Source organism: Psychrobacter sp. 1176_08 (assembly GCF_052850615.1).
Genome location: NZ_VXCU01000003.1, coordinates 37,810 through 59,195 on the forward strand (window position 1 = coordinate 37,810; position 21,386 = coordinate 59,195).

Here is a 21,386-nt window from a genome sequence, read left to right on the forward strand (position 1 = left end):
TATGGGGTTTATTTTTGAGAACGGATGAAGGAGATATGAAGTAAAATAGAAAGAGGCGGTCAATACACGTCAAAGACATAAGCCAATCAAAGGTAAGAGCTAAGGACAAACCTGTGACAACATTAAAATATATCGCTCATTATTCTGAGCAAATACAGACGCAAGCGGCGCTGCTAATCAGCGATGGGAGGCTGGATGAGTATTTAGAAAAAAAGTACCCAAATCAACATGAAATAAAAAGTGACAAAGCACTGTATCAGCATATCAATGAGATAAAAAATCAGTATATGCGTAACGTCGGCCCTTTATCCAATGTCAGTTATAGCAGTAAATTAGCCGTGCTGAAACATGCACTAGGTATTCATACCACTCAGTCTCGAGTACAAGGCAGTAAACTCAAATCACACAATAGCATCACGGTGGCTAGCCTATTTAAGGACGCACCGCCTGAGTTTTTACGGATGATTATTGTCCATGAATTGGCGCACTTCAAAGAGCATGATCATAACAAAGCTTTTTATCAATTATGCTGTCACATGGAACCCGATTATCATCAGTTTGAGTTAGACACTCGCTTATGGTTGCACTGGCGAGAGCAATAAATTTTATTATTGTGAGCTTAAATTTTAATTTCAAAATCCTTACTTAAATATTTTTCGGTTTTTTCGTCACTTAGTATCTGCCTTTTTATATTATATTTCCCTTATGTTATTAATAACATAAGGGAAATATAATATGTCTGCGCTTTCTTCTCTTTTATTAAATAAGTCGATAGGAACCTAATAATAAGTTCTCTATTCACTTGTTCATTTCAAATATCTTATCTTTTGGTATAAATTCATAACAAAGTGCGTTAAATCCATTGCACCGATCTTCACGCGTCTATAGAAAACGACATCATTTTTGATCATATGCTATGGGCATGTAGATGGGTACTTGATTGCCAAGCCTGAAGACAAAAACAAGAATGAGAATAGGTTGAATTTTGCAGTATTAATAAATGAATAGCATTCTACTCATCTTGGCACAATGCGCCCTTTCGGGTGCCATAGATAAAATATAACAAGTGAGCGTCTAATGAAGGGGAGAAATCGTAGTGTTCAAAGAGTATATAAGGGATATCTTATATTTATCAGAAAGTTATCTAGATTTTCAGTTTTATACTTTCTTAATCTAAAAAAATACTCTTGGAATATTTTTTTTATTGAGTAAAGCGAAATAGATATGAAGTATTCTTTAAAAAAGAACTCCTCGAATGAAAATAATTCATTTATATTTTAAAAAGATGAATAAATCTAATCTGTGAAATAATTTCAAAGCAATATTGTAACATCAAAAAATTCTATTTTAACAATTTTTTTTGATAAAAATACTAGACTTTTTTCATTTTATGAAATTTTCGATGAAAGGTCGCAATGGTGGTATGAGTGGTCTTGCCTGTATCTATATAGATACATTATATTCGAACCGTATTAAAAGTGTTAACTAAGCTTTTCTAATTGTTTCAGTATTTCTTTTTTTATATGAAACATAAAGTTTCTTTTAATTATTTTTGGACTAGTTTTTATATAAAACCTAAAGTTTTTGTTCCTGCTTTATTAGCTATAGGTTTTTTACCACAACCCAGCCAGCGCCCTTAATTTTCATAGGATGAAAAAGTATGAATCGTAGCTATAAAGTTATTTGGAATCAATCACTAAACTGTTTTATGGCCGTTGCAGAATATGCAAAGAGCCGTGGTAAATCATCTAGTAATGTTGTCAGTTCTACGTCTACTGCATCGGCTGTCGTATCATCAGGTGCGCGATTATTACGCTTGAGTAGCTTGACGGTGGCATTGGCAGCGGCTGGTCTAAGTATACAGGCGAACGCAGCAGATACTTTTTTCGTTGGGGACACGGGTACTGCTATTGTTGGTGATCAACAAGCACTCAATGTTAAGGGTGGTGCAGATACCAATAACCTAAGCGATAACAATATTGGTGTGATCGCTGCTGATACTACTGGTGATATTAATCGAGATAGTCTAACTATAAAACTGTCTAGAACCATTACTGGTCTTACTAGCGTCCAAGCTGCAAATACAACCATTAATAACATGGGTGTTATAGCTTCTGGTAATGCCGATGGAATCTATTTGACGGGTAATCAAAACAATGGAGTAACCGTATTTAACGGTAACAATGATGGACAAGCGATTACGCTTACCCGTGCAGGTCTAAACAATGGTGGTAATCAGATTAACAATCTGGCAGATGGTACTATCAATGACACCAGCCTTCAAGCGGTTAATGGTCGTCAATTAAATACGACTAACAATAATGTCGCAACCAATGCAGATAATATCGCTAATCTAACCAATGGTACAGCCGGTATTGTTCGTGAAGATAACGGTACAGGCGCGCTCACTGTTGGTTCTACTGCAGCTGCAACTGCTGATAATGCGATTGCAATGGGTGTGGGTGCAAAGGCTACTGATTTAGAAACGATTGCTATTGGTAGAAATGCTTCTGCCGCAGGTGGTGCATCAGTTGCTATCGGTGATAGCACAGTAACTACCGATATAGATTCAGTAGCTATAGGCAACGATTCAAAAGCCTTGGGTGCGCGTACTATTGCTATTGGTGATGATGCTGTTGCTGGTGACGAAAACATTACTATCGTCGATGCTATTGCTATTGGTACAGGCAGTCGGGCTACAGGCTCATCTAGTATTAGTATTGGTACCGGGAATCTTGTCTCTGGCAATAATTCAGGCGCTATCGGTGATCCTACAACTATCACAGGCACAGGCAGCTACTCATTAGGTAATGATAATACTATTAATGCTGATAACGCCTTTGCGATAGGTAACAATATTACCATTGATGCAGGTTTGGATGGTGCAGTAGGTATCGGTAATGATACTACTGTGGCTGAGTCTACCGTCGCAAGCTTCACACCTACTGGTGCAACCGTCGTAGGAACAGCAGTAGGTAATAATGTTGTCAGTATCGGTGCTGCAGGCAGTGAGCGCCGATTAACCAATGTTGCCGCAGGCGGTGCTGATACCGATGCTGTCAATGTCTCACAGCTAAAAGCAGTTGATGATAGAGTTTCCGGCATCGACTTCCCGATACGTTCAAGCAATGCTCAACCGTTCACAACAATAGCAACAGGAATTGATGCTCTCGCAGTTGGTTCAAGCGCTAGTGCAACTAACAATAATGCTAGCGCTGTCGGAGAAACTGCTTCTGCTACAGGTTCTGAGTCAACCGCATTGGGTGCAGCATCGCAAGCGTTTGCTAGTTCGGCCACTGCAGTTGGTTTTGGTGCAAGAGCGGACCAGTACGGTGCAACTGCGATAGGTGTGAGCTCGCGCGCTCAAGGCCAATACAGCACAGCTGTTGGTATTAATGCAAGAGCTACTGAAGAAAGTAGCACCGCATTAGGTCGTTTTGCTGAAGCCACAGTCATCGGCGGTGTTGCTTTAGGACAAGGCTCAGTGGCAAATGTTGCAGGCGGAGCTACGGGTTTCGTTCCAACAGTGGCGTCAACTCTTGATCAAGCTGCAATCACCGCGACTAACAGCACTAACTTAGGTGCGGTGTCAGTCGGTACAGGATTAGCTGGCGGCAATCGTCAGATCGTCAATGTAGCAGCAGGTACTAATGACAGTGATGCAGTGAACGTCTCACAACTAAAATCTGTTGAAAACGTAGCAAACCAAGGTATCAACTTTGGGAATGGTAATACAAGTAACAATTTTGCGTTAGGTGAGACCATTAGCGTGACAGGCGATAACAACTTGACTGCTACTACTACACCTAATGGTGTACAAGTAACGCTCAATCAGCAAGTTGAGCTTGATAACAGTGGTAGTGTCGAAATAGGTACAAGAGGAGGATTTACTGGCAATGCCACAACAGTCGATAGAGATGGTCTTGTAACAGGTACATTATTCAGAAATACCACAGTTGACCGTAATGGTGTATCTGTAGATGGTTTGTTGGGTGCTAATGCAGATCTAGCAGCTAACGGTCTGACCATTGCTAATAGTTTAACTGGTTTTAATGCGAATCTAACAGCTAATGGTTTGACCATTGCTAATGGTCCAAGTATAACCAGAGCTGGTGGCATCAATGCTGCAAATAGAAAGATTGTCAATGTCGATAATGGCACTAATGCAAGTGATGCAGTGAATTTCGGTCAACTTACTGACACTGATAATATCGCAAGAGGTAACCTTGCAGCATTAGGTGGTAATGCAGCATATGACGCGACGAATAATGCTTATACTCCGCCAAGCTACTTCCTAGATGACGGCAACAACACGGGCACTAATGCACCTGCGTACAATGACGTGGGCAGTGCTCTTGGTAACTTAGATGTTCGTACTACTACTAATACTAGTAATATTGCTGCTCTAAATACTAGAGTTGATGGCATCGATTTCCCGATACGCTCGAGTGGTAATCAACCGTTCACAACAGCCGCAGCGGGTCCTAATGCTCTTGCAGTCGGTTCAAATGCGAATGCAAATGGAAACAGTACAACTGCTGTTGGAGAGAATACCAATGCAACAGGTTTACGTAGTAGTGCAATCGGTACCAATGCACTAGCAGATAAGGAAGATAGCAGTGCGTTAGGTGCCAATGCTCGTGCTACTGATATCGGTAGTACTGCACTAGGCTCCAATGCAAGTGCAAGTGGACTTCGTAGTAATGCCATTGGTTTCAGTGCTGTGGCAAATAAAGAAGATAGCAGTGCATTAGGTGCCAATGCTCGTGCCACTGGTATCGGTAGCACTGCACTAGGTAATAGTTCTGATTCAAGAGGTTTACGTAGTAATGCGTTAGGTGCCAATGCTTTTGCAGATAAGGAAGACAGTAGTGCACTAGGTGCCTATGCTCGTGCCACTGGTATCGGTAGTAATGCGCTAGGTTCATATGCTAAGGCAAGTGGTCTACGTAGTAATGCCATCGGTACCAATGCTCGTGCAGTTGCTGAAGATAGTACTGCAATCGGTACCAACTCATCTGCTACAGCTATCGGCGGTGTTGCTTTAGGACAAGGCTCAGTGGCAAATGTTGCAGGTGGCGCTACAGGTTTTGCTCCAACAGCGGTGTCAGCTGTTGATCAAGCTGCAATCACCGCGACGAACAGTACTAACTTAGGTGCGGTATCAGTCGGTACAGGAGCAGCTGGAGGCAATCGTCAGATCGTCAATGTAGCAGCTGGTACCAATGATAGCGACGCGGTAAACGTAGCGCAGCTAACGTCTGTTGCGAACATAGCCAATCAAGGCTTTAATATCAGTGCAGACATTGGTGCCACGGACAATGTTCAGTTGGGCGAAGCGGTCAACTTTACCAACACTGATGGCAACCTCGTTGCAACTGTGTCAGACAATGGCATCAACTATGACTTGGCTGAAAACATCAACCTAGGAGTTAATGGTAGCGTCACGACTGGTAACACCGTGACTAACAATACTGGCGTAACCATTACTGATAGCACTAATACAGCTATTAAAACCACCATCACCACCGCAGGTACTAATGTGACTGATGGCAATGGCAATACTGGTAACTATGGTGCTGCTACCACAGTCTTGACGGATGACTCAGGTAATACCAATGCGAGCGCTGCTATCGGTAACGCTATATTGAATAATGATGGTGGTAATATAAGCGCAGCAGCAGGTAACATCATATTTAATGATGAAGGTGCGAATATAAGTGGCGCCGCAGGCAACCTCATAGTCAATGACCTAGGCGATACTAACACTAGCACTGCGACTAGCAACATCATCTCCGATGATGGTGACAATATCACTACTACCTCAGCAACTGGTACTAACGTCACAGACGGCACCAACACCAGTACTTATGGCGCTGATGGTCTAGTTGCCGCAGATGATGCTGGTAATAGTACTATCGTTAACCAAACAGGTCTTAGTTTTACTAATACTAATGGTACAACAACTCCAAGTATCACAGCAGCTGGCATTGATGCTGGTATGACTCAAATTACTGGTGTCAAAAGTGCTGGTGATATTACTAATATTGCCAATGCTAATAATGCCACCAACGCAGGAGACGTGAATGCTGCTATCACTGGCGTCACAAATCTAGGCTTAACGTTTGCTGGTGATAGTGGAACAGATGTACAGCGTAATCTTGGTCAAACTTTAAACATTACAGGTGGTGCAACTGGCAATCTAACTACAGGTAATATCGGCGTAGTTGCTAATGGTGCAGACGGCCTAAGCATACAACTTGCTGAAGCCATTGATCTAGGAGCTACTGGTAGTGTTAGATTAGGAGACACTAATGTAAACAGTGCTGGTATCACTATACTGAACGGTCCAGTTAACACAGTTATTCTTGGTAGAAACGGACTTAACAATGGTGGTAATAGAATCACTAACGTAGCTGATGGTGCTGTAGCAGACGATGCGGCGACCTTTGGGCAAGTAACAGCTGTTGAGGCAAAAGTAGATACTTTGGGTAGCAACACTGCTACTAACTTAGGTGGCGGCGCTATTTATGATGATATGACTGGTAGTATTAGTGCACCTACCTACACTCTAGATACAGGAGCTAATACAGGTACTACGGCTGATTTCAGTGATGTAGGTAGCGCGCTTAGTAATTTAGATGGTCGTACTACAACTAATACAGGTGCTATCGCCGACATTCAAACGCAAGCAAACCAAGGTTTTAACGTTAGTGCAGCAGGTGGTACAGCTGATAATGTGCAGCTAGGTCAAACTGTTGACTTTACCAATACTGATGGCAACCTTGTGGTTACCAATGATGTCGATAATGGTATCAACTACAATCTAGCAGAAAACATTGACCTAGGCATCAATGGAAGCGTCACAACAGGCAACACCGTTACAAACAACGCAGGCGTCAAAGTTGATGACGGCGCAGGAAACGCAACTACTATCACCACAGGCGGCACTAATGTTGTAGATGCAGCTGGCAACAGCGCTGACTATACGGCTATCGGCTCAATCTTAGATGACGGTAACGGCAACACCAATGTGAGTAGTGCGACAGGCAATACTATCGATGATGGCAATGGGAACGTTACCAGCATCACAAGTGTAGGAACTAACGTCACTGACGGCACTAACACAAGTAATTATGGCGCTAATGGTTTTACCGCGACCGATGCTGCTGGCAATAACGGTATCTCAATTAATCAAGGCGGAGTCAGCTTTATTAATGGCGCAGGTGCACCGACTGGTCCAAGCGTTACTGCAGCTGGTTTCAATGCTGGTGGAACAGTTATCACCAATGTTGGAGACGGTGTAGCAGCAACAGATGCTGCAAACAAAGGCCAAGTTGATGCAGTGTCTGATGGCTTAGCAGATTTAACAGCAGGTGCAGTTCAGTACGATAAGAACCAAGACAACACTGTTAATAAAGGTAGTATTACCTTAGGTGGCACTGGAGGCACAACGATAACTAATGTTAAAGCTGGTAATGTCAGTGCTGGTAGTACAGACGCCATCAATGGTAGTCAGTTACATAATCTTGGAAATGGTGTGGCGAGTATTATTGGTGGTGATGCGGCACTTGATGCGTCAGGCAACCTAACTGCCAGCAATATTGGCGGAACTGGCAAAGGCAATATCAGTGATGCTATTGCAGCAGTCAATCAAGGCAATGCTCAAGCCAATGAAAACATTCAAGCCAATACAGACAGACTGGATGCAGGATTAAGTTTCGGTGCTGACAGTGGCGCTACTATTAGTAAGCCGATTGGCGATACGACAGCATTGAAGTTTGAAGGTGGTAACAACATCACGACAACCGCTACCAGCAGTGGTATCAAGTTTGATTTGAATGGCAATATCGATGTGGATAACATCACAGCTGACACAGTTACTACTGGTAATACAACGGTCAATAATACGGGCGTAACCATCAAAGATGGTCCGAGTATGACAACAGCAGGTATCAACGCAGGTGATAAAACCATTACTGGTGTTGCTGATGGTATCGAAGTTAATGATGCGGTCAATCTTGGTCAATTAACCGCACTTGATAATAAGCTGAGCAATAGTGTCAATGAGTTGGGTTATAAGATTAACGAAGTAGAAGATGATGCAAATGCAGGTATTTCAGCTGCCATGGCAATGTCTTCACTACCGCAAGCTTATATCCCTGGTAAGTCAATGGTTGGCGGTGGTATCGCCACTTACAACGGCCAGAGTGCAGTTGCAATTGGTGTATCCAAAGTATCTGATAATGGCCGCTGGGTAATCAAGGTAAATGGTACAGCAGATACCCAAGGAAATGCAGGCGGCGCAGTTGGTGCAGGCTTCCATTTCTAATTGAACCACATGACTTTATGGCAGCGCTTTTAATTGATCAATGAGCGCTGTCAGCTTACTCATAAAATATATTAAGGGATAGATAATGAAAAAATCTGTATATCGTTATAGCGTGTTAGTCACGACCGCTTTGCTATTCACAGCAGGCTGCACTCAAAAAAACATCATGCCAACTTGGCATTTGACGCCTGGTGCTCAGCATGGTTCAGTGGATGCCAACAATCTTGTGTTTCCTGATGCACAAACAGCATGGCAAAAAGGTGGCACTATTGCCACTCAAGATGATATTGCTAAGATCAAAGTGGGCACGACCAAAGATGAGATTTATAAATTAATCGGTACACCGCACTTTAGCGAAGGTTTTAATGCTCGTGAATGGGATTATATTCTCAAGTTTTATGATGCCAATAACAACGTAGACACTTGCCAATATAAAATCATCTTTGATAATACCTATGAAGGTCGTATGCGTGATGATGAGTTTGGTGCCACTGAGTTTTATTGGCAGCCAGCTTCTTGTGCCAAATATAGTCAAATCATTCGCTAGTTTTAATAAATAACCGTAGTCAAAAAAGCAAGACAGCACATGTCTTGCTTTTTTTCGTTTTATTTTAGAGAAAACAAACGCCTGAGCTTCATGACATCTTGTGTTATTTTGATGAGGATTTCACCATATAGTTGGGCCGAAATAAAATAGATACGTTAATAGCTATGTGCTACCGGTATAAAATTTCCTTGCGTGCTGATAAACAGGGGCTGCGCAACATACATCTCAGTAGCACTGTATCGGTTTTAAAGTAAATCGACTTATTTTTCACAAAACTGTTTTGGTGTGATTGCGTATAAATACGCGCCAAGCGTCCTTGTTTCGTCTATGATGGCAGATTCTGACGGTTCTTATTTTTCTCATGTCTAAAATCCACTGTCATCTAAAAACTCCCTAAAGAATAGTATACAAAGGTTATGAGTAATGATTAATACCAAAATATATAAAGCGATTTACACCTTGGCTGAAGACTTGCTAGAAGCGGATCGTAAAGGCAATCAGACCGAATTCGATGCATTATATGCAGAGCTAAAGGCCATTTGTATTGATAATGAAAATACCGATAAAGACCATCCAGAGCAATGGGAGACGCTTGCAGACTTTACTGAAGACTTGGATGAAGCGTTGGTTATCTATGAAAAAGCACTGGTGAAAGCGACAGCTATAAATTCAAAAGATCATATGTCATCGATTGCGTTTTCGATGGCGGTTCTACAGCTTGAGATGGGCGACACAGAGGCTGCCATCAAAAGCCTACAGAATGCCAAAATCAGTGCCAATAAAATTGAAGACAAAGAGTTCAAAGTTGAGATAGATGAGATGCTTACTAAATTGTTGCCTGAGTAGTCGAGTCGTAAATCATAAGCGATCAATGACAAGCTTACCAACAAGAAGGCAGATTGCGTGGCTAAGAGTGCTATTAGTCAAATGTGCGACCAAGTAAGTAACATCGCCATGCCATTTAAAAGGTCATCTAAACGCTCACCTGATAGGATAATTGATGAGTGATGTGTCAAAACAGCAGACAAGTCACAATAAGCACGCATGGCTTATCCCTTTTACGTGCTTGTTGGTTGGGGGCGCGCTAATAGGTATCTCTACCAATCTAGCAAAATATGCAAATGAGATAGGGGTCACGCCACTGGCTTTTTTATTTTGGTCAATCACAGGCGCAGCCATTATTTTATTGGTAGTGGCGATCATCAAAAAAGAATTGCCTCCTCTAACGGCGCGCAGCTTTGAGTATTATTTTGTTGCCGCTTTGGTCAGTGTTGCCGGTTCTAATTTATTGCTATTTTCTGCTATTCCGCATGTTGGTGCCAGTTTCGTTGCGTTAATTGTCTCGCTGCCTCCGTTGCTCACTTATCTGGGTGCACTAATGCTGCGTATGGAACGCTTTAATATTATCCGTGCGTTGGGTGTGGCAGCAGCACTGACTGGGGCAGGAGTACTGGCTGTGCGTAAGTTTTCAGCGCCAGATGCCAGTATCGTTTGGATTTTGCTGGCACTTTGTGGGCCTGTTCTTTTGGCAATTGGCAATATATACCGCACGTTACGCTGGCCTGACCAAGCATCGCCGAATGCCTTAGCTCCTGGTATGTTAATAGCGGCTGCGTTGCTGCTATTTATGTGTAGTGCGCTGCCTGATTTTTCAGTCCATGTGTCGTTGGCAGGATGGCTGCCCTTAGGAGTGATAGTCGTACAAGCAGGTTTGTTTGCCGGTCAGTTTTTACTGCTATTTGTCCTACAAAAGACAGGAGGCCCCGTTTTATTGAGCTTATTGGGTTCGGTTGGTGCAGTGGTTGGTGTTCCTGTGGCTATTTTTTTGCAAGGAGAAAATCCGCCAGCAGGTTTGTTTTTGGGTGCGTCATTGATCGCGCTTGGTGTGGCTTTGGTGACATGGGGCGGGGTAAAGATGTCGGCCAAAATTGTTAAAAAATAACGTATTAGCTGATAGGGCAAGTGCATATTTTACAGTGTGATGAGGGTTTTTATCTTGCTCTATTATTTCACATTAAGTATGAGTGTTTAATAATTGGTTACGATTATCTATAATCATTTTTTGTGCATAGTAAAAAAAAGGAGTATAAATACCGTGGTTATTTCCATCATGGATTAAGGCTATGAATGCAGCCACGCGTTATCGATTGTTAAACAATTTTATGATTTTCATTAGTATTATTGGTGTCGCAGTTGCTTTATTAGATAGCGGTTTTACCTTACCCACGTGGCTACAACAAGTTTTTCATATCTTTTATTTGGCCATTATCTTTCTAGGCTTTACGCTAACCGCAGGGCGCTATATCTATACCAAAAAACCGCTGACCTTGAGCAAGGTAGCGGTTTTTGATTTTTTTACCAGTATTGCCATTATTATCCTGTTAGGTGCGCACTTTACGGATTTGGTACGCTTAGGACTGTCCGGCCCTGTTGATGGGTTTGTTGCCATAAAAATTGCAGTATTTGTCACCTTTATTCGTGAAATGTCTGATCACGATTTTAATCTCAAACGTACCTTTTTAAACCCTGCCCAGTTTTTTATCTTAAGCTTTTTGTCTGTCGTATTGATTGGCGCATTATTACTGATGATGCCCAATGCCACGACGCAGCCCTTGTCTTTCATTGATGCGCTTTTTACGGCAACGAGCGCTGTCTGCGTGACGGGTCTGATTGTGGTGGACACCGCAACCTATTTTACGACTTTTGGGCAAGTCATTATCATGGGACTGATACAAATCGGTGGACTCGGTATTTTGACGTTTGTGACGTACTTTAGTTACTTCTTTAAAGGTGGCGTCAGTTATGAGACGCAGGCGAGTATTAGTGAGATGTCGCACATGAGCGGTATGAGTGATGTGGTCTCGACACTCAAATCTATCTTATATGTTACCTTTGTCGTTGAGGCAGTAGCGGCCGCACTGATTTATGTCAGTATCTACAATATCGAAAGTATGGACTGGTCAGAGCAGCTGTTTTTTTCTGTTTTTCATGCTGTTTCGGCTTTTTGTAATGCGGGGTTCTCTACATTTAGTGCTGGACTGTACGATGATTCGCTACGCTTCAATTATCCATTACAACTGATCATTGTGACGACTTTTATCTTCGGTGGTATGGGTTTTACGATCGTGGTCAACGTACTGCGTTATTTGCGTTATCGTGCCCAGCGACTGCTATATCGTAATGATCAGCGCTGTGCCTATCAGCCTTGGTTGCTTAATATCAATAGCCGTATTACCTTGATTATGACAGGTGCGTTATTATTGATCGGGGTTATTGGGGTGATGATTTTTGAGTACAACAGTGTACTTGCTGAGCATACCAGCTTTTTTGGTAAGCTCGTCACAGCGTTTTTCACTGGTGCGACGCCACGAACCGCTGGGTTCAATAGCGTTAATATGGGGACGCTTGCGTTTCCAACGATTATGCTGACGATATTTTTGATGTGGATTGGTGCATCGCCCAACTCAACGGGTGGTGGTATCAAGACCAGTACGTTTGCCATTGCGCTATTGAATACTTTAAGTCTGGCGCGTGGACAGAACAAGGTAGAAGTATTCAAACGACAAATCGCTGAGATATCTATTCGTCGCGCGTTTTCTATCATGTGGTTGTCATTACTTGTCATCGGTACAGGCGTGACGCTTATCAGTTACGATCAACCAGAACTTGATTTGATAAAAGTGGTCTTTGAGTGTTTTTCAGCTTATAGCACAGTTGGTCTTAGTTTGAACTTGACAACGGAGCTATCAGATTTTAGTAAAATCGTGGTTTCTGTCATTATGTTTGTTGGGCGGGTGAGTATGCTGACCATCTTTATCGCGCTACTCAAAAACAGACGTCCGCGTCATTATCATTATCCGACAGAAGAGATTACGATTAACTAACGGGCAGTAAATAGGCTGTCAGTTAGGGGTCAGTGTGGTGGTTTTAGATTTAACAGTCGCTAAATCAGACGGTTAAAGGGTTTAAAAAATAACGAAACAAGGCTTAAGGTCATGAAATATATCATCGTAGGATTAGGCAATTTTGGCTCATCGTTAGGAATAGCACTGACCCGTCAAGGTCATGAAGTGATCGCCATTGATAGTAGTATGCAAAAGGTTGAGGCCTATAAAGAAGTCATTTCTCATACCATTTGTATGGATGCAACAGATGAGTATACCGTGAAAGGTTTACCCATTAGCGATACCGATATTGTTATCGTGGCCATTGGCGAAGACCAAGGCGAGAATGTGATGGTGACGGCTTTATTTAAAACCTTAAAAGCCAAGCGTTTGATCAGCCGAAGTATCAATCCATTACACGAAAAAGTTCTGCAAGCCATCGGGGTGGATGATCTTATCCATCCCGAAAAAGAAGCGGCCAAGCGCTGGGCAAAAAGGCTGTCGCTGCGTTATTTTGTAGACTCGTTTGAGCTGAGTGATCACTTTAGCCTGGTAGAGATTAGCATTCCAAGGACACTGATTGGTCAAAGTGTGGGTAAGCTAGAATTCGAGCAAAAGTTTAATATTCGATTGCTTAGTACCCTGCGCTATGAGTATTATGAAGACAGCTTTGGTCGTACGCAAAGCAAACCTAGCATTCGAGGATTGGCGGTGCCTGAGCAGATATTGCAAGATAAGGACGTACTGGTCATCTACGGCGCAAACGACGACATCAACCAGTTTTTGCGTAGCGTTGGTGTCAAAATAAAATAGACGATTGCGATGGCAGTGACGTAAAACGGCAAAAGGGAACACTTATGAATAAGTACAATATGTCCATCTTATTGATCGCGACCACGGCACTATTGTCAGGCTGTGGTCAGTCTGCGCAAGATCCCAATGTTGTCTTATCAGAGAGCCATGAAGATCCGATTGAAGCATTGGAGACGATATCGGATGTGGATCACAGTCGGCTTAGCTACAAGCAAACCTTTTATGTGCCGATTTATTCAGACATTTATACCGACAGAGACAATCGCAAAGTCTTATTGTCAGCGACGCTAAGCGTCCGTAATACCACCCTAGATAAATCTCTCTACGTCAATAAAATTGACTATTATGATACGGGTGGTACTTTAATTAAATCTTATTTGACCAAGCCCATAAAGCTTCCTGCGATGGCAACGCTGAATTACATTGTTGAAAAAGAAGAAGACAAAGGCGGTTCAGGGGCTAATTTTATCATCGAAGTTGAAGGCGTTGATGAGACAGTCAAACCTGTCATTGAAGCGGTTATGATTGGTAATTTTAGCAATAAAGGCTTTGCGTTTAGTACAGAGGGTACGCCTGTTGTACATTGATGAATCAGGATAGCAGTCTCTAGTAAAAAAATCGCTAAGGGAAGAGCATGTCTGCAACTAAAGAAGAAATCACGGCCTTTATGGCAGTAGAGTTCCCACAAACCAAATGCGTCGTTGAATCAGTGGATGAGATGGGGGCAACCTTATCGCATGATATCGGCATCAACGAGCTGCGTCCTGGCGGTACGGTATCGGGACCTGTGCTCATGAGCATTGCCGATGTGGCTATCTATGTGGCGATACTTGGTAAGATTGGCATTGTACCATTGACAGTGACAACAAGCCTCACCATCAATTTTTTGCGTAAACCTTCAGCAGAGGCGCGTATCATTGCAGAGTGTACGTTAATGAAAGTCGGACGCACGCTCATAGTGGGGGAGGTGTCGCTTTATTCAGAAGGGACAAGCGACTTGGTGGCTCATGTTGTGGGTACGTATTCTGTACCACCCAAGCTCGCTTAACGGTTCTCAGAGAAAATCCAATGCCACACGATGCTTGATGGGTATGTAACAGAGTATTGATATCAAATAGGACAAAAATGGCACACATAAAAACCTCGATACCTTCAAATGATCGAGCACTATCGAAGGATAGCGAAGCCAATATAAATAACATCAGTACAGAACAGGCAGCTTTTACAAGTTTGCCTACCAATATTCAAACTGCCTTAGCGCAAAACAATCGCCTTGTATTTATCGCCAATAATCCATCGATTGGTACGGATCAACTTGAGGCATTATTGCAGCCTGACGATGTGTTGGTATTATTCAATCACTTTATACATGCAGAGTTTTTTGCCAACCATCCGCTCGCCAGTATACTACCCAAGCTATTGTTTTTTCGTCAAATTGGCGACAGTAAATTGCATTTTGGCTTGCCGCCGCGCAGCAATAATGTGTCGGTCATCAAGCGCATGGCAAAGTCAGCACCTTTAGGCATCTTGCTGAGCAATCAGTCTTATCAATTTCCCTCGCCAGATGACGATCCAAGTCCGCATGATGATCCAATCACTGATGAGCGTATACTAACTGTCCCACCATCTGTGCAAGCGTTGCTACAAAACACGCAGCATCACGGTGTTTTATCAGAGCAGCATCCAGTCGTTGCTGATTATCCATGCTTTGCCGATATTCACTCATCGGCACCTTCGTCAGGGTTTCTACTGTATCGATTGTTACTTGCGGCTCGAGCGCATTTGCAGCACATTCAAAACACAGAGTTGCCACTGAGACTGTTGATGCTTGGGTTTAATGATAACGATAAGACGGCTCATTTTTGGCAAGGGCATAATTGGGAGTTTGAACGCCAAGAGATGAGCGCACCACCGCCAGAAGTAGAAATCATTCGCCAATACTAGCTATGCAAGACGAGTCACTCAAGACGACTCAGTTAAGAATAGAGATTTGACATCAAACGTATGCTGCGTGAGGGCAATGAGCAGATTCTATTTCAGTATGACTGGGCTTACGTATCAGAGTAATTGGGGTCGATTGATTGGCCTGCCAATTGATCAGTCCCATGTCTGCAAACGACAAAAGCCATCCATCCATCGGCCAGCATTGCCATTTATCATAGAAGCGATTGGCGTTAATGACAATACTGTCTAAATGATTGAGCGGCGGCCTATAGACACTATGCTGCTGGTGATAAACCACGTCAGCCGTGAGATAAAAATCAATATTGAGCTGGCGTGCGGTAAACGCCAAGTCCGTGTCTTCTGCCCCATAACCTGTATATTGGGTGTCAAATCCGCCAAGTTGCTCAAATTGCTGGCGAGTAATAGCAAAGCATAAGCTCCAAAATGCACCATAATCGTCAGTTTTTTTCATTGCTGTTTTTTTAGTCGCAGTTTGATTCAGGGCTAAAGGAATAGACTCATTATCATCAAAATTATCACGATAAGGGTTGTATACAGAGAGCCTATTTAAGCAAGTCATAGAGAGCGTACCGCACTGTAATTTGCTGCTTTCTTCTTCTGATAACGGCCGCGTTAGATAGCGCGGTTGCCCCATCAATAGCCCATTCGGTTGCGCTTGCAGTTTGGCACCTAACTGCTCAATAAACGTCGGTGCGACGATACAATCCACGTCTAAAAATATTAGCAAATCATGAGTAGCGCGAGCAGCTCCCAGATTGCGATTGTGACCAATATCAAATCTTGTCTTGGTAGGTACGTCGGACATGTTGTCAGTTGACGCATTGATGGTTGTGGGAATTTGTACGATGTTTAAAGGGAACTTAGCCAAGCATTTAGGGTCAGCGTCATCATTGACGATAATCAATTCATCAGGCTGTATGCTGCCATGCGTGAGGCTGGCTAGTAAGTTGTAAAGGTGACGGTTTCGTCCATAACAAGTCGTGATAACAGTTACTGGTTTACGATTGAGACTCGTATCTGAATTGATCGTAGATATAGGAATGGTTGTTTTTATTGTCATCGCTCATTACCGTTATTTTATAATAGGACTAAGATTCAAAAGGTTCGTCATCAGAGTATCAGACCAAAGCCAATGTTAAGAGTCAGGGCGCAACTCAAGCTGCGGCAACAGCCATTCGTTGAACCAAGATTTAGCGGTCGAGTAGGTTATAGTACTATCCATCAATGCCTGAGCCGCAAACGAGTCTTCAATAGGAAAAAATGATGATCTATCATCATTCAAGTTATCTTGTGTTTGCGCAGCAGTGATTTTGGTAGGATAAGCGGAGGTAGATTCAGCACTCATCGAGTATACGAATTGTTCCCAGCTCAGCGCCCATCCTTGGTCTATCAACGCCTGCGCCATGGTTGCTTGCTCTTGGTGTGGACGCTCATCAGGCAAGACTACAAGCGGCGTTGCACAATAATAGGCTTGCGCCACGGCATTGAGTCCACAGGCCATCAGCAAATAATCGCTGTGATACATAAATGGTGTCACATCATTCACGTGAGTAGCCACATCAACGTAAGCTCTCATGTCATCATCTATCGGTCCAAGCGATATAATAAAATAGTCAGGTAATAAACGGCGCAGCTCAGGCAGTTTTGAGTCAATGGCTTCATGTCCGCCGTAGCCTTTGACGACAGTGATGATGGGTTTGGCTGCAAATGAAGGACTAACGTTTGGATGGTCAGCAGTCAGTGTCGTCAGCGTTTTAATAAAATCCTCATGGCTGGATGTGTCTTTTTTGGTGAAATTGATAAAATCAAGGTACACCGTTTTTTGACGTACCCAACTGGGCGTCATAGCCGCTTCGATCGCTTGAGGATAAGGGGCTAGCAGGGCCAGCGAGCCAGCAAAAGCCTCAAGGTGAGGTGTATCGTCCCGAAGGCCCGGTAGCCTCACATAGAGATAGGGAATACTTGCCGTTCGGCATAGCATGGCCACTTCAACGCTGACATCAATAATCATCAAGTCAATGTCGCGCTGCATAATCGTATTTAGTATTTGATGGCTACGCTTCTGAATATCAGCATTACCAATAGGAGAGTAATGTAGACTTGCTGGTTGCCAATACTCGCCTGCACGTCCTTTTAAGACGTCATCTGTACGCTCATCCTCTGGATAAAGGCGGACAATCTGCTGCTCATCAATAGCGTTAAAAGCATACGCTTCTGGAGCCAAGCTGGTAAATACAGTTAATTGCTGCCTTTTTTGAATCGGTAGTAGAGCGGCAAGCTTGTCTATTTGTCGGCAGTGACCTGATCCATGATGATGTGCATAATAGCCAATACGCATCATTATTCTCCATAGGCCATAGTAGTGAGGTCATTAGTTGAAGCAGTCAATTGCTGTCTTTCATCCCTTAAATGGTTAAAGGTATTTGGTATCTGTCTAACATCGTCATGTCGAGCATTGCTTTGAATACTCTCTTGAGCATCGGCGTAAGTGCTGGCTTGAACGCTTTTTTGCCCATTAGACTCAAATATCTGCTGCCTTTTGCTTACCGCTGTTTGATATAACGCAAGGTAGCCTTCCACCATCGCTGATACGGAACAAAACGCCACAGCGCGATTGCGACAAGCTTGACGTGATATGTGTTTAATCTCAGAAAATCCTCTTATAAAAGCGGCTTTGTCCTCTTTTGGCACGATGATACCTGTATCTGGTATGATGATTTCTGCACTGGCACCTACGTTAAAGCCAATGACAGGCGTACCGCAAGCCAGACTTTCTGCCAGTATCAACCCATAAGGTTCATCCCAAGTGCTTGTAAATAGCATGGCTGTCGCTTGGCACAAATACCGATTTACTTCATCTTTTGTGACATGACCCACATAGTCAAACAGTGGTGACTCGTTGTATTTGCAGTCTTCTGCCAATAAGGGTGCCACGTACTCGTTGAAGTACTCTTCGTTACTTTTCGGCCCAGCAATGATGAGTTTTTTACCCGCTTCCATACAGTATTGCATTGCCAAATGCGTGCCTTTTTCGGGACAAATGCGCCCGTACCAAAAGTAACTTTCATGCTCGCTACTGGCATCGCTAGCAGTATCAACGTCGATATTGGCTACAAAAGACGCCACATCGATTCCGTTATAAACCACCTGTGAGGGTACGAATTCAGAAAAGAGTTGCTGCTGATGTTGACTGATAGCCGTAAACTGAGTTTTGGTGCCATGACGTAACGTCAGAAGCGCCAAGCGCAGCTGGGGAAATATAGGCGTGTGGAAAGTCGTAAAAAAGCGCTCACCAAACGCTTGACCGGTCATCATTGGGATATGGTGCAGACTGTGATTGTGCACAATATCAATCTCACCACGCGCATCACGATCGATCAAATCACGTAACGCGCTTTGATAGACCAAATACTGATACAGCTCCTCGCGGCTCATCCCTAAGGATTCATGCTCATTATCATAGACCGTCGCATCGAATTCATCTCGCGTTAATAAGGGGACTAATGTCGCCTGTGTTTGACTGTCTTTATGCGCATAAAGCAATACCTCATGACCTTGCGCTTCCATCTCATCACATAGGAGCTGGGTAATCATTTCAAGGCCACCCGCATATGGCTGGGCGATTGGGTATAGGCAATGAGCGATGATGGCTATACGCAGTGGTCGGTTTGGTAGAGCAGTAGGACGAATCTCAGCAAGATTAGCAGTCGTTAAAAAATCAGATGACATGTCACAAGACATAAGAACCTCAAAATAAAATAGCAATGAATGTACGCTAAAAATGAATCAAAATAAGTACTAAACAATCAGTACCACGTTTAAAAAACAGATATAAAGGTTTGTACGTCTAGTAATTGATGGTTTTTTTATCTTCAAAAACTGCTGTGATATCAGCTGTTTTTATAGGTTTGATTTGCTTATGTAAAGTGGTGATAGCAGGTTTTGATTTGGTGCTGATACTGGGTGCTTTTTGCTCGGTAGCAATAAAATTATCCATCACCACTTTTGCCGCTGCCAGCTTCAACAAACAGACAGTCACTGCACAGAAGAACAATATGGGTGAATAGAGCGGTGAAAAAGGCGCAACACATATCGCTGTTATGAGGTTTAGGGTCAGCAGCAGTTTTGGTAAGGCGGCAATATTCGCCAGTTGCACAGAACGACTGGTCTGAATAAATTCTTGCTTTGGGGTACATATAAAGGGCTTGGTACGTCCCCACAGCACGGGTAACCACGATAGTGCGCCAAGCTCCCAAAAGTTGAGATGCATCAGCCATGCCCGCAATTTTGTATGCGTGCTGGTCTGGTGGTTTTTATCAATTTGCTTGTTAAGCGGTGATTCATCATGACAGTATGCCCACAAACGCCTGCCCAAAAAGATCGCGTAACTGGTATACACCAAATATAAAGGCGTGAGCACAGACATATCCAAGTGACGATTGAAAAGTGCTATGCCAATTACTAACAAGGCGCATATTTGCAAAAAGATAAAAAACCCTGTGAAATTGACCCAAGCACTGAGCTGTGAGAAGTGAGCACACGTATAAGCTAGGCGCTCACTCACACGTAATGGGCTGTCAGATTTTTTGGCTGACAAAAAAAACGGCTTCGCTGCGTAATCTTGCAATACTTGCATGTTGCCATAGATCCAGCGTCGACGCTGAGACATCAAATCGTTCAACGTATTGGGCAATAAACCAGTGGCAATAACTTGTGATATAAATTTACTGTGAAAGCCTTTTTGGTGCATGAGGACACCCATCTGCGCATCTTCGGTAATTGATGCTCCTGACCAACCGCCCAAATTTAAAAGCGCTGAGCGGCGGATAACTGCATAAGTCCCTGTCGATAATGCACGATCTTGATTAAAAGGGCGATATAGATGATGATTGAAATAATGATTCAGTTCGCTCTGCGTATCCACTTGCCCACCATTGCGGTAAAACTGCGGGAACTGAAGTAGGGAGTGTTCAGGATGGCGTTTGATGGCATCGGCAATGGATGATCTTGCCTGTGGTAACGCTTGGTAGTCACTATCGACCACCACGAGATGGCTACAGTTTGGATTCATCAATCCCAATGCCAAATTCAATGCACCTGCCTTAAAACCTGCGACAGCGTCAATATGATAAAAATGCACTTGCTGCGTGGGATCTAAGCTGGCACAAAACGCGGCCAATGGTCGATATAGTGAGGTTGCCGTATTATTATTATCGATAATAATGATTTCGTCTTGAGGGGCTTTAACAGCAAGTAGGGATTGAATGGTAGCAATAACCAGTGCTGGTGGTTCAGCGCGTGTCATGAGTTGAAAGCTTAAACTAGGCCCTTGGGTGGCTGGGGAATGCGTTTCTTGTAGCGATTGTTTTATAGAAGTGCTCGCTATGTTTTTTAGTATTTTTTTACGAGGTACTCCATTGCTGACCAACATAATCTGTCCCTATATATCATCTAATATGTACTGCTTCATGAGCAATAGTTACGAAATATAAATATGCAATTATCTGATTGATTATTATTAGCATATCCAATATGAAAAGTATCATAGCCTAGGGTTTGACAATACATTACTACTTAAGTGTTTAATAAACCTCAATAATGTAAGTCTGAGTAATTATTGTAAAATTAAAAATATTTACATAATCATTACTACTGCTTAAAATTTTTGGAAAATAAGAAAGAGATTAATATCGATACATTAAATTTAAGATAAAGTAATTAAGAAATAATAATATTACAAAATATGAATATTTGAAAAATGAATGGATCTAATATATAGGTAAGTTACAGTCCTACTTTTACTTGCATAACCATAGTTGGTTGTATATTTATTATGTGATGTGAA

Annotated in this window: 14 protein-coding genes; 10 read left to right on the plus strand and 4 right to left on the minus strand. The window is 42.8% G+C overall.

The window, feature by feature from the left end:
- Nucleotides 1-113 precede the first annotated feature (113 nt).
- The 10 genes from FW759_RS04545 to FW759_RS04590 all read left to right on the plus strand — a co-directional run bounded on the left by FW759_RS04545 (nucleotide 114) and on the right by FW759_RS04590 (nucleotide 15,520).
- On the plus strand, nucleotides 114-602 hold the full coding sequence (locus tag FW759_RS04545; RefSeq protein ID WP_446442329.1) for a M48 metallopeptidase family protein: 489 nt from the start codon (nucleotides 114-116) through the stop codon (nucleotides 600-602).
- A gap of 1,058 nt (nucleotides 603-1,660) precedes the next feature.
- Nucleotides 1,661-8,332, plus strand: coding sequence for a YadA-like family protein (locus FW759_RS04550; protein WP_446442330.1), 6,672 nt, complete (start codon nucleotides 1,661-1,663; stop codon nucleotides 8,330-8,332).
- Between the two features lie 85 nt (nucleotides 8,333-8,417).
- Nucleotides 8,418-8,879, plus strand: a complete 462-nt coding sequence (locus tag FW759_RS04555) for an outer membrane protein assembly factor BamE (RefSeq protein ID WP_446442331.1) — start codon at nucleotides 8,418-8,420, stop codon at nucleotides 8,877-8,879.
- A 423-nt stretch (nucleotides 8,880-9,302) separates the two neighbouring features.
- Complete coding sequence (locus FW759_RS04560) at nucleotides 9,303-9,725, plus strand: tetratricopeptide repeat protein (protein ID WP_446442332.1); 423 nt, start codon at nucleotides 9,303-9,305, stop codon at nucleotides 9,723-9,725.
- A gap of 154 nt (nucleotides 9,726-9,879) precedes the next feature.
- A complete protein-coding gene (locus tag FW759_RS04565) occupies nucleotides 9,880-10,821 on the plus strand; it encodes a DMT family transporter (RefSeq protein ID WP_446442333.1) in 942 nt (313 codons plus the stop codon).
- A gap of 181 nt (nucleotides 10,822-11,002) precedes the next feature.
- Nucleotides 11,003-12,763: a TrkH family potassium uptake protein gene (locus tag FW759_RS04570; RefSeq protein ID WP_446442334.1), complete on the plus strand. Its 1,761-nt coding sequence runs from the start codon at nucleotides 11,003-11,005 to the stop codon at nucleotides 12,761-12,763.
- 111 nt (nucleotides 12,764-12,874) lie between these two features.
- Entirely contained in the window at nucleotides 12,875-13,576 is a 702-nt protein-coding gene (locus tag FW759_RS04575) for a potassium channel family protein (RefSeq protein ID WP_443509249.1), read from the plus strand.
- Between the two features lie 44 nt (nucleotides 13,577-13,620).
- The gene (locus tag FW759_RS04580) at nucleotides 13,621-14,163 is read left to right on the plus strand and encodes a DUF3124 domain-containing protein (RefSeq protein WP_446442335.1); all 543 of its coding nucleotides are present in this window, start codon (nucleotides 13,621-13,623) and stop codon (nucleotides 14,161-14,163) included.
- A 47-nt stretch (nucleotides 14,164-14,210) separates the two neighbouring features.
- A complete protein-coding gene (locus FW759_RS04585; RefSeq protein ID WP_062845166.1) occupies nucleotides 14,211-14,624 on the plus strand; it encodes a PaaI family thioesterase in 414 nt (137 codons plus the stop codon).
- Between the two features lie 77 nt (nucleotides 14,625-14,701).
- Nucleotides 14,702-15,520 carry a hypothetical protein gene (locus FW759_RS04590; RefSeq protein WP_446442336.1) on the plus strand — a complete coding sequence of 273 codons (819 nt, stop codon included), beginning with the start codon at nucleotides 14,702-14,704 and terminating at the stop codon, nucleotides 15,518-15,520.
- Between the two features lie 52 nt (nucleotides 15,521-15,572).
- On the opposite strand, the gene FW759_RS04595 is transcribed toward FW759_RS04590, so the two are convergent.
- The 4 genes from FW759_RS04595 to FW759_RS04610 all read right to left on the minus strand — a co-directional run bounded on the left by FW759_RS04595 (nucleotide 15,573) and on the right by FW759_RS04610 (nucleotide 20,972).
- Nucleotides 15,573-16,601: a glycosyltransferase family 2 protein gene (locus tag FW759_RS04595; protein WP_446442337.1), complete on the minus strand. Its 1,029-nt coding sequence runs from the start codon at nucleotides 16,599-16,601 to the stop codon at nucleotides 15,573-15,575.
- Between the two features lie 75 nt (nucleotides 16,602-16,676).
- Nucleotides 16,677-17,879 carry a hypothetical protein gene (locus FW759_RS04600; protein WP_446442338.1) on the minus strand — a complete coding sequence of 401 codons (1,203 nt, stop codon included), beginning with the start codon at nucleotides 17,877-17,879 and terminating at the stop codon, nucleotides 16,677-16,679.
- Between the two features lie 2 nt (nucleotides 17,880-17,881).
- Nucleotides 17,882-19,270, minus strand: a complete 1,389-nt coding sequence (locus FW759_RS04605) for a glycosyltransferase (RefSeq protein ID WP_446442339.1) — start codon at nucleotides 19,268-19,270, stop codon at nucleotides 17,882-17,884.
- Nucleotides 19,271-19,388: 118 nt separating this feature from the next.
- A complete protein-coding gene (locus tag FW759_RS04610; RefSeq protein WP_446442340.1) occupies nucleotides 19,389-20,972 on the minus strand; it encodes a glycosyltransferase family 2 protein in 1,584 nt (527 codons plus the stop codon).
- Nucleotides 20,973-21,386: the final 414 nt, after the last annotated feature.